The following is a 15891-nucleotide window of genomic DNA, read 5'->3' on the forward strand; positions in this document are numbered from 1 at the left end:
TCATGGGCGCTCCACTGGAAGGACTGAAAGTCATCGACTTCACGCGGGTGCTTGCCGGTCCCCTCTGCACGAAGACATTGCGCGACCTGGGCGCTGACGTGACCAAGATCGAGCCGCCCGGCGGCGACACCGGGCGCGGCGGCGTACCGCACATCGGTACGATGTCCGTGTACTACGCGCAGCAGAATGCGGGCAAGCGGAATCTGAGTCTTGACCTGAACTGGCCCGAGGCCCGCGAGATCGTGATCGACATGTGCCGCGAAGCCGATATCATCGTCGAGAACTTCCGGCCCGGAACGCTCGCCCGTTTCGGCCTTGGGTATGAGCAGGTGCGCGAGTTCAATCCGGCCGTCATCTATGTGTCGATGAGCGGGTACGGACAAACGGGTCCGTGGAAGAATCGCCCCGCATTCGCGCCGACCGTGCAGGCCGAAACCGGTCTCACCGATATCCTGCGCGAGCACTACGGTTTCGACGGCGACGCGTTGCGCAACGATGCCTGCAGCCACGCGGATGTCTATACCGGGCTGCACGGCGTGATTGCCGTGCTTTCGGCATTGCAGCACCGACACAGGACCGGTGAAGGCCAGCATGTCGACGTATCGATGGCGGCCACCATGCTGGCCGTCAACGAGCGCGCGGGTGCGCAGCTCTCGGGGGTCGACACGCAAGGCGAGCCGCCCGCGCTGAGCGCGCCCGAGTCCCACATCTTCCAGCTGCCGGACGGGCGCCAGGTGACGATCGCCGCCAGCCCGATCTACTCGCTGATGTTCATCCGCTATTGCTCGATGATGCGCCGGACAGACCTGCTGTCGGACCCGCGCTTTGCCAGTGCGCCGCTGCGCAGGCAGAACCTGGATGCGCTGCTTGCGGAAGTCAGGGCGTGGATCCTCACCTTCAACGACCTCGACGAACTGCAGGCCCAGGTCAGCGAGCAGGGCCTTGCCATCGGCGTGGTGCGCACCACGAGCGAACTCGCGGAGTCGGAGTGGGCGGAGCACTGGGGGGCCATCGTGGAAATCGACGACCGCATCGGCGGGACGATGCGGATGCCTGGCCCCCCGTGGCGATTCAGTACGGCAACGTTGCCAGCTCCAGGCGTTCCTGCTTTTCAGGGCGAGCACAACATCGAACTGCTGACGGAGCGCGAGATCGACCCTGACACGATCCAGTCGCTGCGCAAACGACGCATCCTGCTGAGCCGAAAGAGTCTGCGCGGAGAGTTCGATGAAGCTTGATCACACGCACGACGTTGCCACCCGCAGCTGGCTCGAATCGGCAAATCAGGGCGGTACGCCGTTCCCGCTGCAGAACTTGCCGTTTGCCGTGTTTCGACGTGCAGGTAGTGAGGAAGCCTTCCGTGGTGGCGTGGCGCTGGGTGACCAGGTCATCGATCTCGCGGCGATGGTGCGAACCGGCGCGCTGACGGGTCTCGCCGAACAGGCTGCGCGCGCGTGCGCACAGCCGACGCTCAATGATTTCTTCGCCATGGGGCCGGGCGCGTGGCGGGCGCTGCGCCACGCGCTGTTTGATGGCTTCGATGCGCGCAACAAGGTTGGAAGCGACTTGCTCAAGACGGCGCTGGTGCCGCAGGCTGAGGCCGAGTATGGCGTGCCCGCGCAGATCGGGGACTACACGGATTTCTACACCTCGATCGATCACGCCCGCAACATTGTCAAGCTGCTGCGCCCGGATGGTTCGCTTTCGCCCAACTTCCAGTGGATGCCGGTCGCGTATCACGGCCGCGCGTCGAGCATCGGGCTCTCCGGCCAGAGAGTCCGGCGGCCCGTCGGCCAGCGCGTGCCGGCCGGACAGAGCCAGCCCGAACTGGGAGCGTCCGCCCGGCTCGACTACGAACTGGAGCTGGGAATCTTCATCGGTGTCGGAAACGAGCAGGGCACGCGCATTCCGGTCGGCAAGGCGGAAGAGCATGTGTTCGGCCTCTGCATCCTGAACGACTGGTCGGCGCGAGACATCCAGTCCTGGGAATCGACGCCGCTGGGGCCGTTCCAGGCGAAGAATTTCGCTACGACGATCTCCCCGTGGATTGTCACGATGGACGCACTGGCACCGTTCCGTGCGGGCTGGAGCCGGCCGCCGGCTGATCCGCAACCGCTGCCTTACCTGGTGTCACCCTCGACCTTCGAGCAGGGCGCGATTGATATCCAGCTGGAAGTTGCGGTCGAGACGGCTGCCCACCGGCGCGGCGGCATTCCGCCGACACGGCTCTCGCGCACGAGCTTTCGCCACCAGTACTGGACGGTCGGGCAGATGGTCGCGCACCACACCGTCGGTGGCTGCAATCTGCGCAGCGGCGACCTGCTGGGCAGCGGCACGATTTCCGGCCCGACGCCGGCCGAGGCAGGCGCGCTCATCGAGCTCACCCGTGCCGGGCAATCGCCGGTGCAGCTGGATTCCGGCGAGACGCGCTCTTTTCTCGAGGACGGCGATGTGGTGGTGATGACGGGCTGGTGCGAGCGGCCCGGCTATGCGCGCATTGGCTTCGGCGAGAACCGTGGGGAAGTCATTCCCGCTGAATGGGCATGAGGCGGGTGGAAGTATCAGGCGACTCCGGCAGAGACCCGGGGGCGCCAGAGTCAGGAGTTAGGGTGATGACGACGCAATTCAAGGCGGAAGCGCCGGCCTTCGATACCGACGCGGACGCCGCATTGCGCAAGGCATATCGGACCTCGGAATGGCGCATCCTGCCGATCCTCTTTGGCCTGTGGATGCTGGCCTGGGTTGACCGGGCGAACGTGGCGTTCGCGAAGCTGCAGATGGCGCCGGACCTGGGCTTTAGCGAGACGGCGTACGGATTTGGCGCTGGCCTGTTCTTTCTCGGCTACGTGCTGCTGGGCGTGCCCAGCGCGATGGTCCAGCGCCGCGTTGGCGCGCGGCTGACCATCTCCGTGATCGCGCTCGGGTGGGGCGCGACCAGTGTCGCGATGATGTTCGTCCATTCGGCCGGCATGTTCTATGCGCTGCGCCTGCTGCTGGGTGCCTTCGAGGCAGGCTTCTATCCCGGCGTGATCCTGTACCTGAACCAGTGGTATCCCACGCAACGCCGCACGCGCAATTTCAGCATCTTCCATTCGGCGGCGATCTGCTCGACGGTTGCGGTGGGGATGACCGGTGGCTTCGTGCTCGACCATATGAGCGGCTTGCTCGGCGTGGCAGGGTGGCGGTGGATGTTCCTCGTGCAGGCCGTGCCGACGATGGTTCTCGCCGGGGTCGCTTTCAGGGTCCTTCCAGATGGGCCGGCGACGGCGCGATGGCTGTCGGAAGGGCAGCGCCGGCTGATCCTGGCGGACCTCGCGCGTAGTGCCAGTCAGGCGATTGCGCCGACAGGCAAGCCGGGTTCGCTGCTCGCCAACCCCATGACATGGGTGCTCGCCGCGGTCTACTTCGGCATTCTGGCTGCCAACTCGGCGCTGAGCTTCTTTACGCCGACCATCCTCCACGATGCGGGATTCGGCGGCTACAGCGCTATCGGCGGCGTGATTGCGGCGATCTGCCTGCTCGGCGCCATCGGCAATATCGTGTTCTCGAGTGCGGTCAGCCGCTTTCGCGACAGCCGCCTCGCCTGCGCGATCGCGTCGGTGATCAGCGTCGCAAGCATTCTGGCGCTGCCAGCCATCTGGCACAGCCGGCCCGGGACGTTCCTCACGCTGGTACTTGCGCTTGCCGGCACCGGCGCAGGAATCTCGCTGTTCTGGCAGATTCCGGTGCGTTTCATGGACGAGTCGACCGCCGCGCTGGGCGTGCCACTGATCAGCTCGGTGGCCAACGTCGCCGGCTTCCTGACGCCATGGCTGATCGGATACCTGCGCGACATGTCCGGCACCTACAGCGGCGGCTTTCTGACGGCAGCCGGCGCGCAGGCGCTTGCCGCAGCCCTCCTCATCACCGGCATCCCGCTTGCGCTCCGGCACCTTGTCGCCCAGGCGCCAGGGTCGAAGCGCGCCTGAAACACGATTACCGCAGTACCCCAACGACAGGAGAATCCGCATGGGTGCATTGGACCATATCCGCGTGCTCGATCTGACACGCGTGCTGGCGGGGCCCTGGTGTGCACAGACGCTCGCCGATTTCGGTGCCGACGTCATCAAGATCGAGCGCCCGGGCGCGGGAGACGATACCCGCCAATGGGGGCCGCCGTACTTCACGACACCGGACGGCAAGGCCACGCGAGAAGCCTCCTACTATCTTGCGGCCAACCGGAACAAGCGCTCGGTGACGGTCGATATCGGCACGCCGGAAGGGCAACGCATCGTGCGCGAGCTGGCGGCGCAGAGCGATGTCGTGCTGGAAAACTACAAGGTTGGCCAGCTGAAGAAGTATGGCCTCGACTATGCCTCGCTCAAGGCGATCAACCCGGCCCTGATCTTTTGCTCGATCACCGGCTTCGGGCAGGACGGCCCGTATGCCGCGCGTGCGGGCTACGACTTCATCGTCCAGGGCCTCGGGGGCTTCATGAGCATTACGGGCGAGCACGACAGCCAGGCCGGCGGCGGCCCGCAAAAGGCCGGCGTGGCGATTGCCGACCTGATGACAGGCATGTACGCGACCACGGCCGTGCTCGCCGCGCTGGCACACCGCGACCGCACCGGCGAGGGCCAATGCATCGACATGGCGTTGCTCGATGTGCAGGTGGCGATGCTGGCCAACGTCGGCGCGAGCTTCCTGACCAGCGGGGCGGTTCCGAAGCGGTGGGGCAACGCGCACGCGAATATCGTGCCGTACCAGTCGTTCGAGGCGAGCGACGGCTGGATCATCGTGGCGGTCGGCAACGACGGTCAGTTCCGCAAGTTCGTCGAGATCGGTGGGCGAGCCGAGTTGGCGGATGACGAGCGATTCGCCACCAATCCCGCACGCGTCCGGAACCGCGACACGCTGGTCCCGATCCTGGCCGACATGGTTCGCACGCGCGACAAGCGTCAGTGGATCGCGCTGATGGAGGCGACCGGCGTCCCCTGCGGTCCGATCAATGATCTGGCGGAAGTCTTCGGCGACGAGCAGGTGGTTGCCCGCGGCATGAAAGTCGAGGTCGAACACCCGCTGGGTGGTTCGGTCGGGCTGGTGCGCAATCCCATCCGGATGAGCGCCACGCCGCCAGAGGCGAAGTCGGCACCGCCCCTCCTGGGTCAGCATACTGAAGATGTACTGAAGTCCCTGCTCGGCTATGAAGACGGCGCCATCGGGCGCCTGCGCGCCAGCGCCGTCATTTGATGATCATCCGAAAACCGGAATAGCACCATGAGCTTCCTGCACTACGCACAGCGCGGCCACGTCGTTACGTTGACCATGAACGAGCCTGACCGGCGCAACCCGCTTACTGGCAACACGGCGGTAGACGAGTTCGTCGAAGCCATTGACCGGATCGAGGCCGACAACAGCGTGCGCGCTGTCATCCTCACCGGTGCCGGCACCGCCTTCTCGTCGGGCGGCAGCATCCGGGAAATGGAACGCCAGTCGTCGGGCGACGTCTCCGGAATGGAGATCAGGCGCGACTACCGGCGCGGCATCCAGCGCCTGCCGCTGGCACTGTTCAATCTCGAAGTGCCCGTCATTGCCGCCGTCAACGGACCGGCCATGGGTGCCGGGCTCGATCTCGCCTGCATGTGCGATATGCGCATCGCCTCCGAGAACGCGCTCTTTGCCGAGAGCTTCGTCAAGCTGGGAATCATCCCGGGCGACGGTGGCGCATGGTTGCTTCCGCGAATCATCGGCTTGTCTCGCGCTGCGGAAATGACGTTCACGGGACGCTCGATCGACGCCCGCAAGGCACTGGAGTGGAACCTGGTCTCGCAGGTGGTGCCTGCCGAGCAGTTGCTTGTCGCCGCCAACGAACTGGCTGACGCCGTGGCCGCCAACCCACCGCATGCGGTCCGCATGGCCAAGCGTCTGCTGCGCGAGGGCATGCACACGCGGTTGGATACCCTGCTGGAGTTGTCGGCCGGCTTCCAGGCGATATCGCACCAGACGGCGGATCATCGCGAAGCCGTGTCGGCATTCCTGGAGAAGCGGAAACCGACCTTCAGCGGCAACTGAGTAACAGCCAACACGAAAAAGAGGCCCTGCGCTTTTGTTTGCGCAGGGCCTTTTCAATTTCCATCGTCTGACAGACACTTGTATTCAGGGACTCGCCGCAAGTTGTGCCGCGTGTTCGATCACCCTCGCCAGCTTGTCGTCGAGCGCCTTGCCAATTACGCCGACGTCTCGATTGCCAAACTGGCCGAACAGCGTCGACGGTTGATCGTACTCGACCCGGATTCGCCCGGGCGCCGTTTCATATACCAGCACGGAAAGCGGTGCGTAGAGCCCGGCACGAATGTCGTGTTGGGTCATTTGCAACGCGATTCGCGGGTTTCCGACGTGATAGCGCTTGGCATGCCCCTTGAGGCCGGCCAGCGCCAACAGCGCGCCGTGATTCTGAATCATGAAGATCATCAGTCCCTGATCGCCCTCCATCTGCGCAAGCCGGGCTTCGGCGGCTGCGGGATCGGAGGCGATGAGCTTCGTCGCGGATGGATCGAAGCGCCCTAACAGGGCTTCGAAATGCTGGGTGAACGGTTCGAATGGAACGCTAACGTCTAGCGTCATATGCGTCACGCTAACGGCATGCGGCGTTGGCGCGCTGATGAGTCGGTCGGCTTGTTTCATGGCGGATTGTGCTTCGCTAAGGCCCGGGACGAGTCCCAGCGCTAGCCAGGCGATTGGTGCGTAACGGAAAAATTTGGCTGCTTTCATGATTCGATGCCGTATTCCCGTGAGACGGCGTCTTCCAGTGCCCGCTTGAGCATGACCTTGCCCAGTTGAATGCGATAGTCGCCACTCGCAAAGTTGTCTTCCAGCGGCGTCACGTCGACGAAGGCCGTCTCGACGAGACGCCCGATCTCCTCCGCAGATCCCGTGAACCCACGGCCCAGCATGGCTTCGGCCGCAGAGGCACGGAACGCCGTCGCGGCCAGCCCCGTCATGCCAATCCTGCCGCCCGTGCAGGTATCGCCGGCGTACTGCAGGGCGACGGCGGCTGCGGCCACGGCATAGCCCGAGGCGGGGTGACGGAATTTTCGATAGGCCACGCGATCGGGGCCGGGCAACGGGATGCGGATGCGCGCCAGAATCTCGTCCTGCTGCGCCGCCGACGACATGAAGCCGACAAAGAACGCATCGGCGGCAACCTCTCGCGTACCGCCGGCGCCGATGAGTTCCATCCGGGCGTCCAGCGCCAGCATGATCGCGGGCCAGTCTGCCGATGGGTCGGCATTGACCAGCGAGCCGCCGATCGTGCCACGGTTGCGCACGGTCGGATCGGCAATGACGCCGGCCGCCAGCCGGATCAATGGCAACAGCTCGGCCAGCCCGGGATGATCGCCCAGTTCGGCATGGGTGGTGGCGGCGCCGATTGCAACGTGGTCCGGATGGAACTCGATGCCGTGCAGTTCCGGCAACCTGCCGATGTCGATGAGCAGGGGTGTACTGGCCAGGCGCAGTTTCATCAGCGGGATCAGCGAATGCCCGCCGGCCAGCAACTTGGCATCGCTGTCACTGGCGAGCAGTTCGAGCGCGTGCGTCACGCTGGTGGCTCTGACGTATTCAACAGGGTAGGGGATCATGCCGGGCTCCTGGTAGCGGCCTGGATGGCGCGCCAGACTTTTGGCGGCGTTAGCGGCATATCGAGATGGACAATGCCGAACGGCTTCAGCGCATCGCAGACGGCTGCGACGATGGCGGGTGGCGCGCCGACGCAGCCGGCCTCGCCGATGCCCTTGGCGCCGAGGGGATTGGTCGGTGAAGGGGAGACCTGGAAGGCAGTACGCATGCGCGGAACCTGCTCGATGCGCGGGAACCCGTAGTCGAGCAGAGACCCCGACAGGAGCTGGCCGGCATCGTCATAGATCGCTTCCTCATGGAGTGCCTGGCCGATACCCTGCGCGATGCCGCCATGCATCTGCCCGTGGCAGAGCAGCGGGTTGATCAGCACGCCGACGTCGTCGACCGCAACGTAGTCAAGGATCTGCACCATGCCTGTGTCGGTGTCCACCTCCACGACGACCGCGTGGCAACCGTTGGGTGCGCCCATCGCAGTCGGTTCATAGAACACGCGCTCTTCCAGGCCAGCCTCCATGTCGCGCGGCAGCTTGCTTGCCACATATGCCATCCTGGCGACTTCGGCAAAGGACGCGGAGGCGCCGGCCTCCGTGGAGAATGCGCCGTTGGCATAGCGGACGCTGTCTTCCGGAGCCTCCAGCATGATGGCTGCGATCTTGCGCGCCTTGTCGAGGATCTTCCCGGCCGCTACATAGGCTGCGGAACCACCGACCGGCATCGAGCGCGAGTTGAACGTGCCGTGGCCGGCCAGGACCCGGTCGGTATCGCCCTGCACGACGTCGATGTCCTCCATCGGCAACTGCAGTGCGTCGCCCACGATCTGGGCAAAGCTGGTGGCATGGCCATGGCCCTGCGGCATGGAGCCGCTGAACAAGGTCACCTTGCCATCGGAATGCACGCGCAGGTGGGCACTCTCCCAACCGCCGCGATCAAAGCCAACGCGGTGCAGCAGCTGCGAGTTGCCCATGCCGACCAACTCCAGGTAGCAGATCACGCCAATGCCGACATACCGGCCCTGTTGACGCAACGAAATCTGGCGCTCGCGCCAGCCGTTGTAATCGATCATCTCCGTGGCCTGGGACAGGCAGGCCTCGTAGTCGCCGCTATCCCACTTGCCACGTGCATTGTTGTGCGGCTGATAGGGGAACTGGTCGGCCCGCACCAGGTTCAGCCGGCGCAATGCAACCGGGTCGATGTCCAGCTCGTTGGCAACCGCATCCATCATCCGCTCGACGATGTAGGCGGCTTCCGGCCGGCCCGCGCCGCGATAGGCATCGACCGGCGTGGTGTTGGTCGTCACCAGGTTGACCTGTACGTCCACGGAGTTGATCTGGTAATTGCCGGTGACGTAGCTAGCCGTGTTGACGGTGGGGATGCCGGTTCCCATGTTGGACAGGTAGGCACCCAGATTGGCATAGGACCTGACCCGGATCCCGAGCACCTTGCCGTCTTTCGTGACCGGGGCGTCCACGTACTCCACATGGGCGCGCCCATGCGTGGTGGCCACGTGATTCTCGCTGCGGGTTTCGGTCCAGCTGATGGCGCGGCCGAAATGTCGGGAGGCAAAGGCCACCAGCACCTCCTCCACATAGAAGTGCATCTTGCACCCGAAACCGCCACCGATATCGGGCGCCACGATGCGGATGCGGTGCTCGGGCCAGCCCAGCGTTTCCGCGAGCCACCGCCGGGACATGTGCGGCACCTGGCTCGGCAGGATGAAGGTAAGGCGCTCGTCGGCGGCATCGTAGCTGGCGCAGAGCGCGCGGGGTTCCAGCGGGCTGGGAATCAGGCGCTGGTTGACCAGACGAATCGACACGACACGGTCAGCCGCCTGGACAGCTGCCTCGTAGTCACCGCCTTTCAGCTTGAATACGCCGATCAGGTTGCCGGGGACGTTGTCATGGAGTTGCGGTGCCCCGTCCTGCAGCGCGGCTTCCGCCTGCACCACCACAGGCAGTTCGTCATAGTCGACCAGCAGCAGTTCGGCAGCATCGGCCGCCTGTTCGCGCGTTTCCGCCACCACCATGGCGACGGCCTCGCCCACATACCGCACGCATTCGGCAGGTAGCGGCGGATGGGGCGGTACCTTGGAATCGCCGACCACCCAGTTCGGGCGGATGTCGCCGACCTTTCCGGCGATTTCCGCATGGGTCAGCACACCGACCACGCCAGGCGATGCAAGCGCGGCGCTCGTGTCGATATGCCGGATTCGCGCATGCGCGAACGGCGACCTGACGAAGGCGGCGAAGACCATGCCGGGGAATTGGTAGTCGTCGGTGAAGCGGCCTTGTCCGCTCATCAGGCGCTGGTCTTCACGCCGCTTTACCGGCTTGCCGATGTGGCGCGTGGCGAGGTCCTGTTGTCCTTCACTCATGGCAGGCCTCCTGCGTGGATTGAGTCGCGCTTGCGTCAAGGAAGTTCGCCGCAAGGAGAACCGCGTCAACGATGTGCTGATACCCGGTGCAGCGGCACAGGTTGCCGTGCAGCGCATCGCGCACCGCTTCCTCCGAAGGATGCGGCGTCGCAAGCAGTAGCGCCCGCGCAGCCATCAGCATGCCCGGCGTGCAGAAGCCGCACTGGAGCCCATGGCACTCGTTGAATGCCCGCTTCAGCGCCGTAGTGACCGGATCCTCTGACATGCCTTCTATCGTGTGCACGCTGCTGCCGTCGGTCTGCACAGCCAGCACCGTACATGACTTGGCGCACTTCTGATCGATCAATACGGTACAGGCGCCACACTGCGAGGTATCGCAGCCGATATGCACGCCGGTCAGCCGAAGTGAATCCCGCAAGAGATGGACAAGAAGCCGCCTGGGTTCCATCTCTATCGTGCGCGGCGTGCCATTGACAGTGTTATGTATCTGCATGAGTGCCATCTTGTCTCGTTGTTTGCTTGTCTCGGTGAAACGACGATCGTCATACGTCAAGGCGAGGCAGTCTCCTGGCGCTCGCTCACCAATTTCTCGAATCGCGAGAAGAAGTCCGCCAGAAGCTTGTTGGCCACCGAGCCCACCAGACGCGAGCCAATCTGCGCGAGCTTGCCGCCCAACTGAGCCGTCGCCAGGTAGTGCAATGTGGTCCCGCCGTCGGAATCCTCCAGACGGATGTTTGCATTGAGTTTTCCGAAGCCGGCGATCCCACCGCTCCCATTCCCCTCGATGCGGTATCCGACGCGCTCTTCGTGGTTGGAGAATCGCGCGATGCCTTTGAAGCGCGCCTTGATCGGGCCGATCGAGGCGACAATCACCGCGTCGTAAGCGCCGTCATCCTGCAGCTGAAATTGCTCGCAGCCCGGCAAGCATTCCTGCAAGGTTTGGTGATCGTTAAGGCGTCTCCACACTTCCGCTCGTGACGCACCAATATGCTGTGAGCCGTTGAATTCCACGCTGCCTCCTTTGGGCTTTCCTGCAATGTATTCGATGTTAACATCGTAGAAATATCGATCGTACTGGTCAAGCTTGAATCGCTACCACCGCATCCGTGCTTACCCTATGCGGAAACTGAAAATGGGTTGAGAAGTGATCGAGGAGTGCAACGTGTTCAGCGTATGAGGCCGTTGCACCCCACAGATCCGTTGCGACAGGAGTGTTGAACGCTTCCGTCTACAGCATTGCTTCAATCGCAAGCGCGATACCTTGCCCACCTCCAATACAGAGGGTGACGATGCCCCGCCGGATGCCATCGGCATGCATGCTGTGCAGGAGGCGTGTGGTGAGGATGGCACCGGTAGCACCGATCGGGTGGCCGTGCGCGATCGCACCGCCGTCGACGTTGATGATGTCGTGAGGCAACCCCAACTCCGCCGCGATGGCGAGAGGCACAGCGGCAAACGCTTCATTGATCTCGAAACGTTCGACATCGCCCAGCGACCATTGGGCGCGCGCCAGTGCCTGATGGACTGCCGGCACGGGGCCCAGTCCGAACATCCCGGGTTCGACCGCGCCGAGTCCATATGCGACAAGGCGTCCGAGCGGCCGCAGCCCTCTCTTTTCCGCAATGGCACGGTCCGCGACGATCATGGCCGCTGCGCCGCTGTTGATACCCGGTGCGTTGCCCGCGGTAATGGTGCCGTCGCGACGGAATGCCGGCTTCAGCCTGGAGAGTCCCTCGACCGTGGTGTCGGGCCGATTTGTTTCATCCTTCGCGAACGAGATCGTGCCGGTCTTCCCTTTCACAGGCACGGCGACGATTTGTTCATCGAATCTTCCCCGAGCCTGCGCAAGAGAGAACCGTTGTTGGGAGCGCTCGGCCCAGCGATCCTGTGCCTCCCTGCTCAGTTCGTAGCGCTGCGCGAGATCCTCGGTGTGCCAGCCGGAGTGTTCGCCGGAGAACGCGTCGACGAGACCGTCCATCAGCACGCTGTCATGCAAGGTAGCGTCGCCCATGCGCTGGCCCCAGCGGGCCGCAGGCATCAGATAGGGCGCGCGGTCCATGTTCTCCATGCCGCCCGCGATGGCGATGTCCACATAGCCCAGACGGACCTCGTCCGCCGCGGAGGCGATGGCCTGCGCGCCGGATCCGCATACCCGGTTGACGGTGAGGGATGGGACGGATTTCGGAATGCCGCCGTTGATGGCCGCCTGGCGCGCCGGGTTCATCTTGTTGCCCGCCTGGATCACGTTTCCAAGCACGACGGAACCCACAAGCTCGGGGTTCAGCAAGGCGCGATCCACGGTTGCCTGGATCACCGTGGCACCGAGCTCTGTAGCCGGTACGGTCTTCAGTGAGCCGTTGAAAGCGCCGACAGGGGTGCGAACAGGTTCGCAGAGTACGACTTCCTTGGTATTCATCGGTTACCTCCTGGGTGGGTTCAAGCGTAGCGCTTGAGGTCGTAGGGATGGCGGGCAGGCTGGCCAAGCGAGTCGGCCACCCTGCAGTAGGTGTTTTCTGTCCGGGCGCACGCCACGCCGGAGTCTTTTGGCGGCCGGCCTGCGGCATTGGCCACAGGCGCCAGACTTGCGGCGGCAAGCGCCGCAAGGAAGATCAGTGCAGCACGATGTCGATTCATGTTCATTTGCCGTCGGGATCAGTGGGCATCGGCGGACGGGGCCTTCGGCGGGGCGACCTTGCGCATGAGCGGCACCAGCGGCGTCGCAATGGCAAAGCACACGAAGATGGCCAGGAACGCATCGGAGTAGGTGAGCGTGTGGGCCTCGCGCATGGCAAGAGACCAGAGTTGCTTGACGGCGGCGGCGTTGCCGTCATTGACTTCATTGCTCAGCAGCGTCAGGCGTGTCGTGGCGTCGTTCAGGAAGGCGGCCATCGCTTCGTTGCGGATGTTCAGGTGCTCGGCCAGGCGCAGGAAGTGGAGGTTTGTCCGGTCGTTCAGGATCGTGGCGCATGCGGCGATGCCAATCGCGCCGCCCAGGTTCCGCATCAGGTTGAACAGGCCCGAGGCCTGCTTCAATCTGGCGGGCGGCAATGCGCCGAGCGCGAGCGTTACCGTGGGTGCAACGGCAAACTGCTGCGCCGCACCGCGCAGCGCCTGAGGCAGGAGTAGTTCGGCCCCACCCCAGTCGTGCATGATCGGCATGAAGTTCCACATCGAGAGCGCGAAGAGCGCCAGGCCGAACATCAGCAGCCAACGCAGATCCACCCGGTTTGCAAAGTACGCATAGATCGGGATCGACATCACCTGGAACAGGCCAGTGGAGAAAATGGCCAGCCCGGTCTGCAATGCGCTGAAGCCGCGTACCTGCCCCAGGAACAGCGGGGTCAGATAGATCGTCGCGAAGATGCCAATGCCCGTGACGAAGGAGAAAACGCATCCGAGCGCGAAATTTACGTCCTTCAAGGCGGACAGGTCGACGACGGGGTTCTTGTAGGTCAGGGACCGCCACAGAAATCCGATGCCCGCAATGCCCGATATCCACGCCGTGGTCAGGATGACGTGGTCGCCCAGCCAATCCCAGCGCGGTCCTTCCTCCAGGGTGTATTCGAGGCAGCCAAGGAAGAGCGCCAATAGCACCATGCCGAGATAGTCGGCACCCTTGAGCAGCGACCAGTCCGGTTCGTCGATCTTGACGAGGATGGGCACCACAATGGTGACGAATATGCCGGGGGCGAGGTTGATGAAGAAGAGCCAGTGCCACGAGAAATTGTCGGTGATCCAGCCACCGATGGTTGGCCCCAGCGTCGGCGCCAGAGACGCCAGTCCGCCAATGATGGCGGCCGCCGCCACGCGCTGTTTGCCTTCGAAAAAGGCAAACGCGGTGGTGAATACCATCGGAATCATCGAGCCACCGAGAAAGCCCTGCGCCGCGCGAAAGGCAATCATGCTTTCGATGTTCCAGGCTATCCCGCAGAGCAGACTGGTCACCGTGAATCCGGCGGCCGAAGCGGCGAACAGCCAGCGCGTGGACATGACGCGGGCCAACCATCCGGACAGCGGAATGATGATGATCTCGGCGATCAGGTAAGCGGTCTGGACCCAGACCGTTTCATCGGCGCCTGCGGAAATGCCACCACCGATATCGCGCAACGATGCCGAGACGATCTGGATATCCAGCAGCGCGATGAACATGCCGACGCACATCGTCGCGAACGCGAACACCTTGGTGCGCATCGGCAGTTCGCTTGGCGACAGCGTGGGCAAGGGCGCCGGCGCATTCGACGCGGCAGCGCTGGCGGAGACTGCTGTACTCATGACTTGCTCGCTTCCCTGGACTCGCGGGTATCGACTTCCGCCACGACCGACAAGCCGGGGCGCAGGAGGCCGAGCTTCGCGTCTTCTGCGTCGAGCACGATGCGAACGGGTACGCGCTGAACGATCTTGGTGAAGTTGCCGGTGGCGTTTTCAGGCGGCAGCACGCTGAACTGGGCACCAGTGGCGGGTGCGACGCTCGCCACGCGGCCATGGAACACCTTGCCGGGCATGACGTCAGCCACGATCGTGGCGCGCACGCCGGGTTTCATATGCGCCAGTTGGCCTTCCTTGAAGTTGGCGTCCACCCAGAGCCCGGTTGCCGGCACGATCGAAAGAAGCTGGCCGCCGTTGGAGGCATAGGCCCCCACGCGCGCGCGACGATTTCCCACGGTGCCGTCGACGGGGGCGCGCAGTTCGGTGTAGCCCAGGTTGAGTTGGGCCAGGTCACGCTCGGCGATGGCCTGGGCCAGCGACGCCTGTGCCTGCTGCTTCTGCGTGGCGATGACTTCGAGTTGGCGTTGTGTGGCTTCGGCACTGGCCTTGGCTTTCTGGCCATTGGCGACCGATGCCTTGTAGTCGGCATCCGCCTTCTGGGAGCTCTGGACGGATACGGCGGATTTTTCGACCAGGCTGGCATAGCGCGTCTGGTCGTCACGCGCACGGACCGTTTCCGCATCGACGGCGGCAACGCCGGCCCTGGCCTCCGCGATCACGGCCTGCTGGAGCCTTTCGCGTGCGTCCAGATTGGCGAGCAGCGCTTGTTGAGATGCCACGGCGCCTTCGGCTTTCGCCAGCGCGGCACGATAGTCACGGTCATCGATGCGGGCCAGAAGATCGCCTTTGTGGACCACCTGGTTGTCGGTCACGAGAACCTCGGCCAGATAGCCAGGCACCTTTGCGGCGATCAGGGTGACGTCTCCGCCGACGTACGCGTCATCGGTCTCTTCCATGTAGCGCCCGTCGGCCCACCAGTGGTATCCGTAGCCTGCCGCAGCCAGGGCAATCAGCACACCGCTACCGCGGATCAGTAGCGCCTTCCTGTTGCCTTTGGTCTTGGCCGGGGTGGCATCGGAAGGGACGCGGTTGGCGGTGGCGGTCGTGCTAGTCATGAAGTTGCTCCGTGCTTGCTTGGGACGCGCCATGAGTTGGCGCAGAGAGGTTTGATTCAAGAGGCTGGGTCTGGGCAAAGCGCTCAAGGCGTGCGCGAAGTCCTGCGCTTGCCGCCGGCCCGGGCGCGATGGCGTGGCTGGCTTCGGTGATGCGCTCGCCGGTGTCGGCATCGATCAGCGCGATGCGCACCGGACGGCCAGACTTGCGCTCGGTCAGCCGTACGGTTTCGCCATCGTCCGAGAAGTGGCGGTTTCCCCATGCCATCAGGGTCAGGAGTACGGGGCGGAAGTCGCGGCCGAGGTCCGTGAGGACATAGTCGTCGCGTGGCGGATGGGCGCTGTATTGCCGGCGGCTCATCAGTCCCTCGTCGACGAGCGTATTCAGTCGCCGCGTCAGCATGTTGGGAGCAATACCCAGCCTCTTATGGAATTCGTCAAAGCGTGTGGCGCCATAGAAAGCCTCCCGGAGGATCAGCACCGCCCAGGCGTCACCCACGCGTGCAATGCCGCGTGCCATCGGGC

The 15891-nt window shown here is 64.2% G+C and carries 15 protein-coding genes; 5 read left to right on the forward strand and 10 right to left on the reverse strand.

All coding sequences use genetic code 11. The annotated features are described in order from the left end of the window. The first annotated feature begins 2 nt into the window (after positions 1 to 2). From BLR29_RS12975 to BLR29_RS12995, 5 genes are all read left to right on the forward strand, one after another. Positions 3 to 1238 carry a CaiB/BaiF CoA transferase family protein gene (locus tag BLR29_RS12975; RefSeq protein ID WP_092137399.1) on the forward strand — a complete coding sequence of 412 codons (1236 nt, stop codon included), beginning with the start codon at positions 3 to 5 and terminating at the stop codon, positions 1236 to 1238. Beyond that, positions 1228 to 2547, forward strand: coding sequence for a fumarylacetoacetase (gene fahA / locus BLR29_RS12980; protein WP_092137400.1), 1320 nt, complete (start codon positions 1228 to 1230; stop codon positions 2545 to 2547). The genes BLR29_RS12975 and fahA overlap by 11 nt, the downstream gene beginning before the upstream one ends. 65 nt (positions 2548 to 2612) lie before the next feature. Continuing rightward, positions 2613 to 3968, forward strand: coding sequence for an MFS transporter (locus BLR29_RS12985; RefSeq protein WP_092137401.1), 1356 nt, complete (start codon positions 2613 to 2615; stop codon positions 3966 to 3968). A gap of 40 nt (positions 3969 to 4008) precedes the next feature. Continuing rightward, on the forward strand, positions 4009 to 5229 hold the full coding sequence (locus tag BLR29_RS12990) for a CaiB/BaiF CoA transferase family protein (RefSeq protein ID WP_092137402.1): 1221 nt from the start codon (positions 4009 to 4011) through the stop codon (positions 5227 to 5229). A 27-nt stretch (positions 5230 to 5256) separates the two neighbouring features. Further along, entirely contained in the window at positions 5257 to 6051 is a 795-nt protein-coding gene (locus BLR29_RS12995; RefSeq protein WP_092137403.1) for a crotonase/enoyl-CoA hydratase family protein, read from the forward strand. 84 nt (positions 6052 to 6135) lie between these two features. On the opposite strand, the gene BLR29_RS13000 is transcribed toward BLR29_RS12995, so the two are convergent. The 10 genes from BLR29_RS13000 to BLR29_RS13045 form a co-directional block, all read right to left on the reverse strand. After that, entirely contained in the window at positions 6136 to 6750 is a 615-nt protein-coding gene (locus BLR29_RS13000; protein WP_092137404.1) for a DUF302 domain-containing protein, read from the reverse strand. Further along, the gene (locus BLR29_RS13005; RefSeq protein WP_092137405.1) at positions 6747 to 7619 is read right to left on the reverse strand and encodes an FAD binding domain-containing protein; all 873 of its coding nucleotides are present in this window, start codon (positions 7617 to 7619) and stop codon (positions 6747 to 6749) included. Before BLR29_RS13005 ends, BLR29_RS13000 begins: the two co-directional genes overlap by 4 nt. After that, complete coding sequence (locus tag BLR29_RS13010; protein ID WP_092137406.1) at positions 7616 to 9988, reverse strand: xanthine dehydrogenase family protein molybdopterin-binding subunit; 2373 nt, start codon at positions 9986 to 9988, stop codon at positions 7616 to 7618. Before BLR29_RS13010 ends, BLR29_RS13005 begins: the two co-directional genes overlap by 4 nt. Next, positions 9981 to 10490: a (2Fe-2S)-binding protein gene (locus BLR29_RS13015; protein ID WP_092137793.1), complete on the reverse strand. Its 510-nt coding sequence runs from the start codon at positions 10488 to 10490 to the stop codon at positions 9981 to 9983. Before BLR29_RS13015 ends, BLR29_RS13010 begins: the two co-directional genes overlap by 8 nt. Before the next feature lie 47 nt (positions 10491 to 10537). Next, a complete protein-coding gene (locus tag BLR29_RS13020) occupies positions 10538 to 10999 on the reverse strand; it encodes an SRPBCC family protein (RefSeq protein ID WP_092137407.1) in 462 nt (153 codons plus the stop codon). 217 nt (positions 11000 to 11216) lie between these two features. After that, entirely contained in the window at positions 11217 to 12404 is a 1188-nt protein-coding gene (locus BLR29_RS13025) for a thiolase family protein (protein WP_092137408.1), read from the reverse strand. A gap of 20 nt (positions 12405 to 12424) precedes the next feature. After that, positions 12425 to 12622, reverse strand: a complete 198-nt coding sequence (locus tag BLR29_RS13030; protein ID WP_092137409.1) for a hypothetical protein — start codon at positions 12620 to 12622, stop codon at positions 12425 to 12427. 18 nt (positions 12623 to 12640) lie between these two features. Further along, positions 12641 to 14260, reverse strand: coding sequence for a DHA2 family efflux MFS transporter permease subunit (locus BLR29_RS13035; RefSeq protein WP_176860941.1), 1620 nt, complete (start codon positions 14258 to 14260; stop codon positions 12641 to 12643). After that, complete coding sequence (locus tag BLR29_RS13040) at positions 14257 to 15369, reverse strand: HlyD family secretion protein (RefSeq protein ID WP_092137410.1); 1113 nt, start codon at positions 15367 to 15369, stop codon at positions 14257 to 14259. Before BLR29_RS13040 ends, BLR29_RS13035 begins: the two co-directional genes overlap by 4 nt. Further along, positions 15362 to 15886, reverse strand: a complete 525-nt coding sequence (locus tag BLR29_RS13045; protein WP_092137795.1) for a winged helix-turn-helix transcriptional regulator — start codon at positions 15884 to 15886, stop codon at positions 15362 to 15364. The genes BLR29_RS13040 and BLR29_RS13045 overlap by 8 nt, the downstream gene beginning before the upstream one ends. Positions 15887 to 15891 lie beyond the last annotated feature (5 nt).

This window comes from Cupriavidus sp. YR651 (assembly GCF_900101625.1).
In the GTDB taxonomy this organism is placed as follows: Bacteria; Pseudomonadota; Gammaproteobacteria; order Burkholderiales; family Burkholderiaceae; genus Cupriavidus.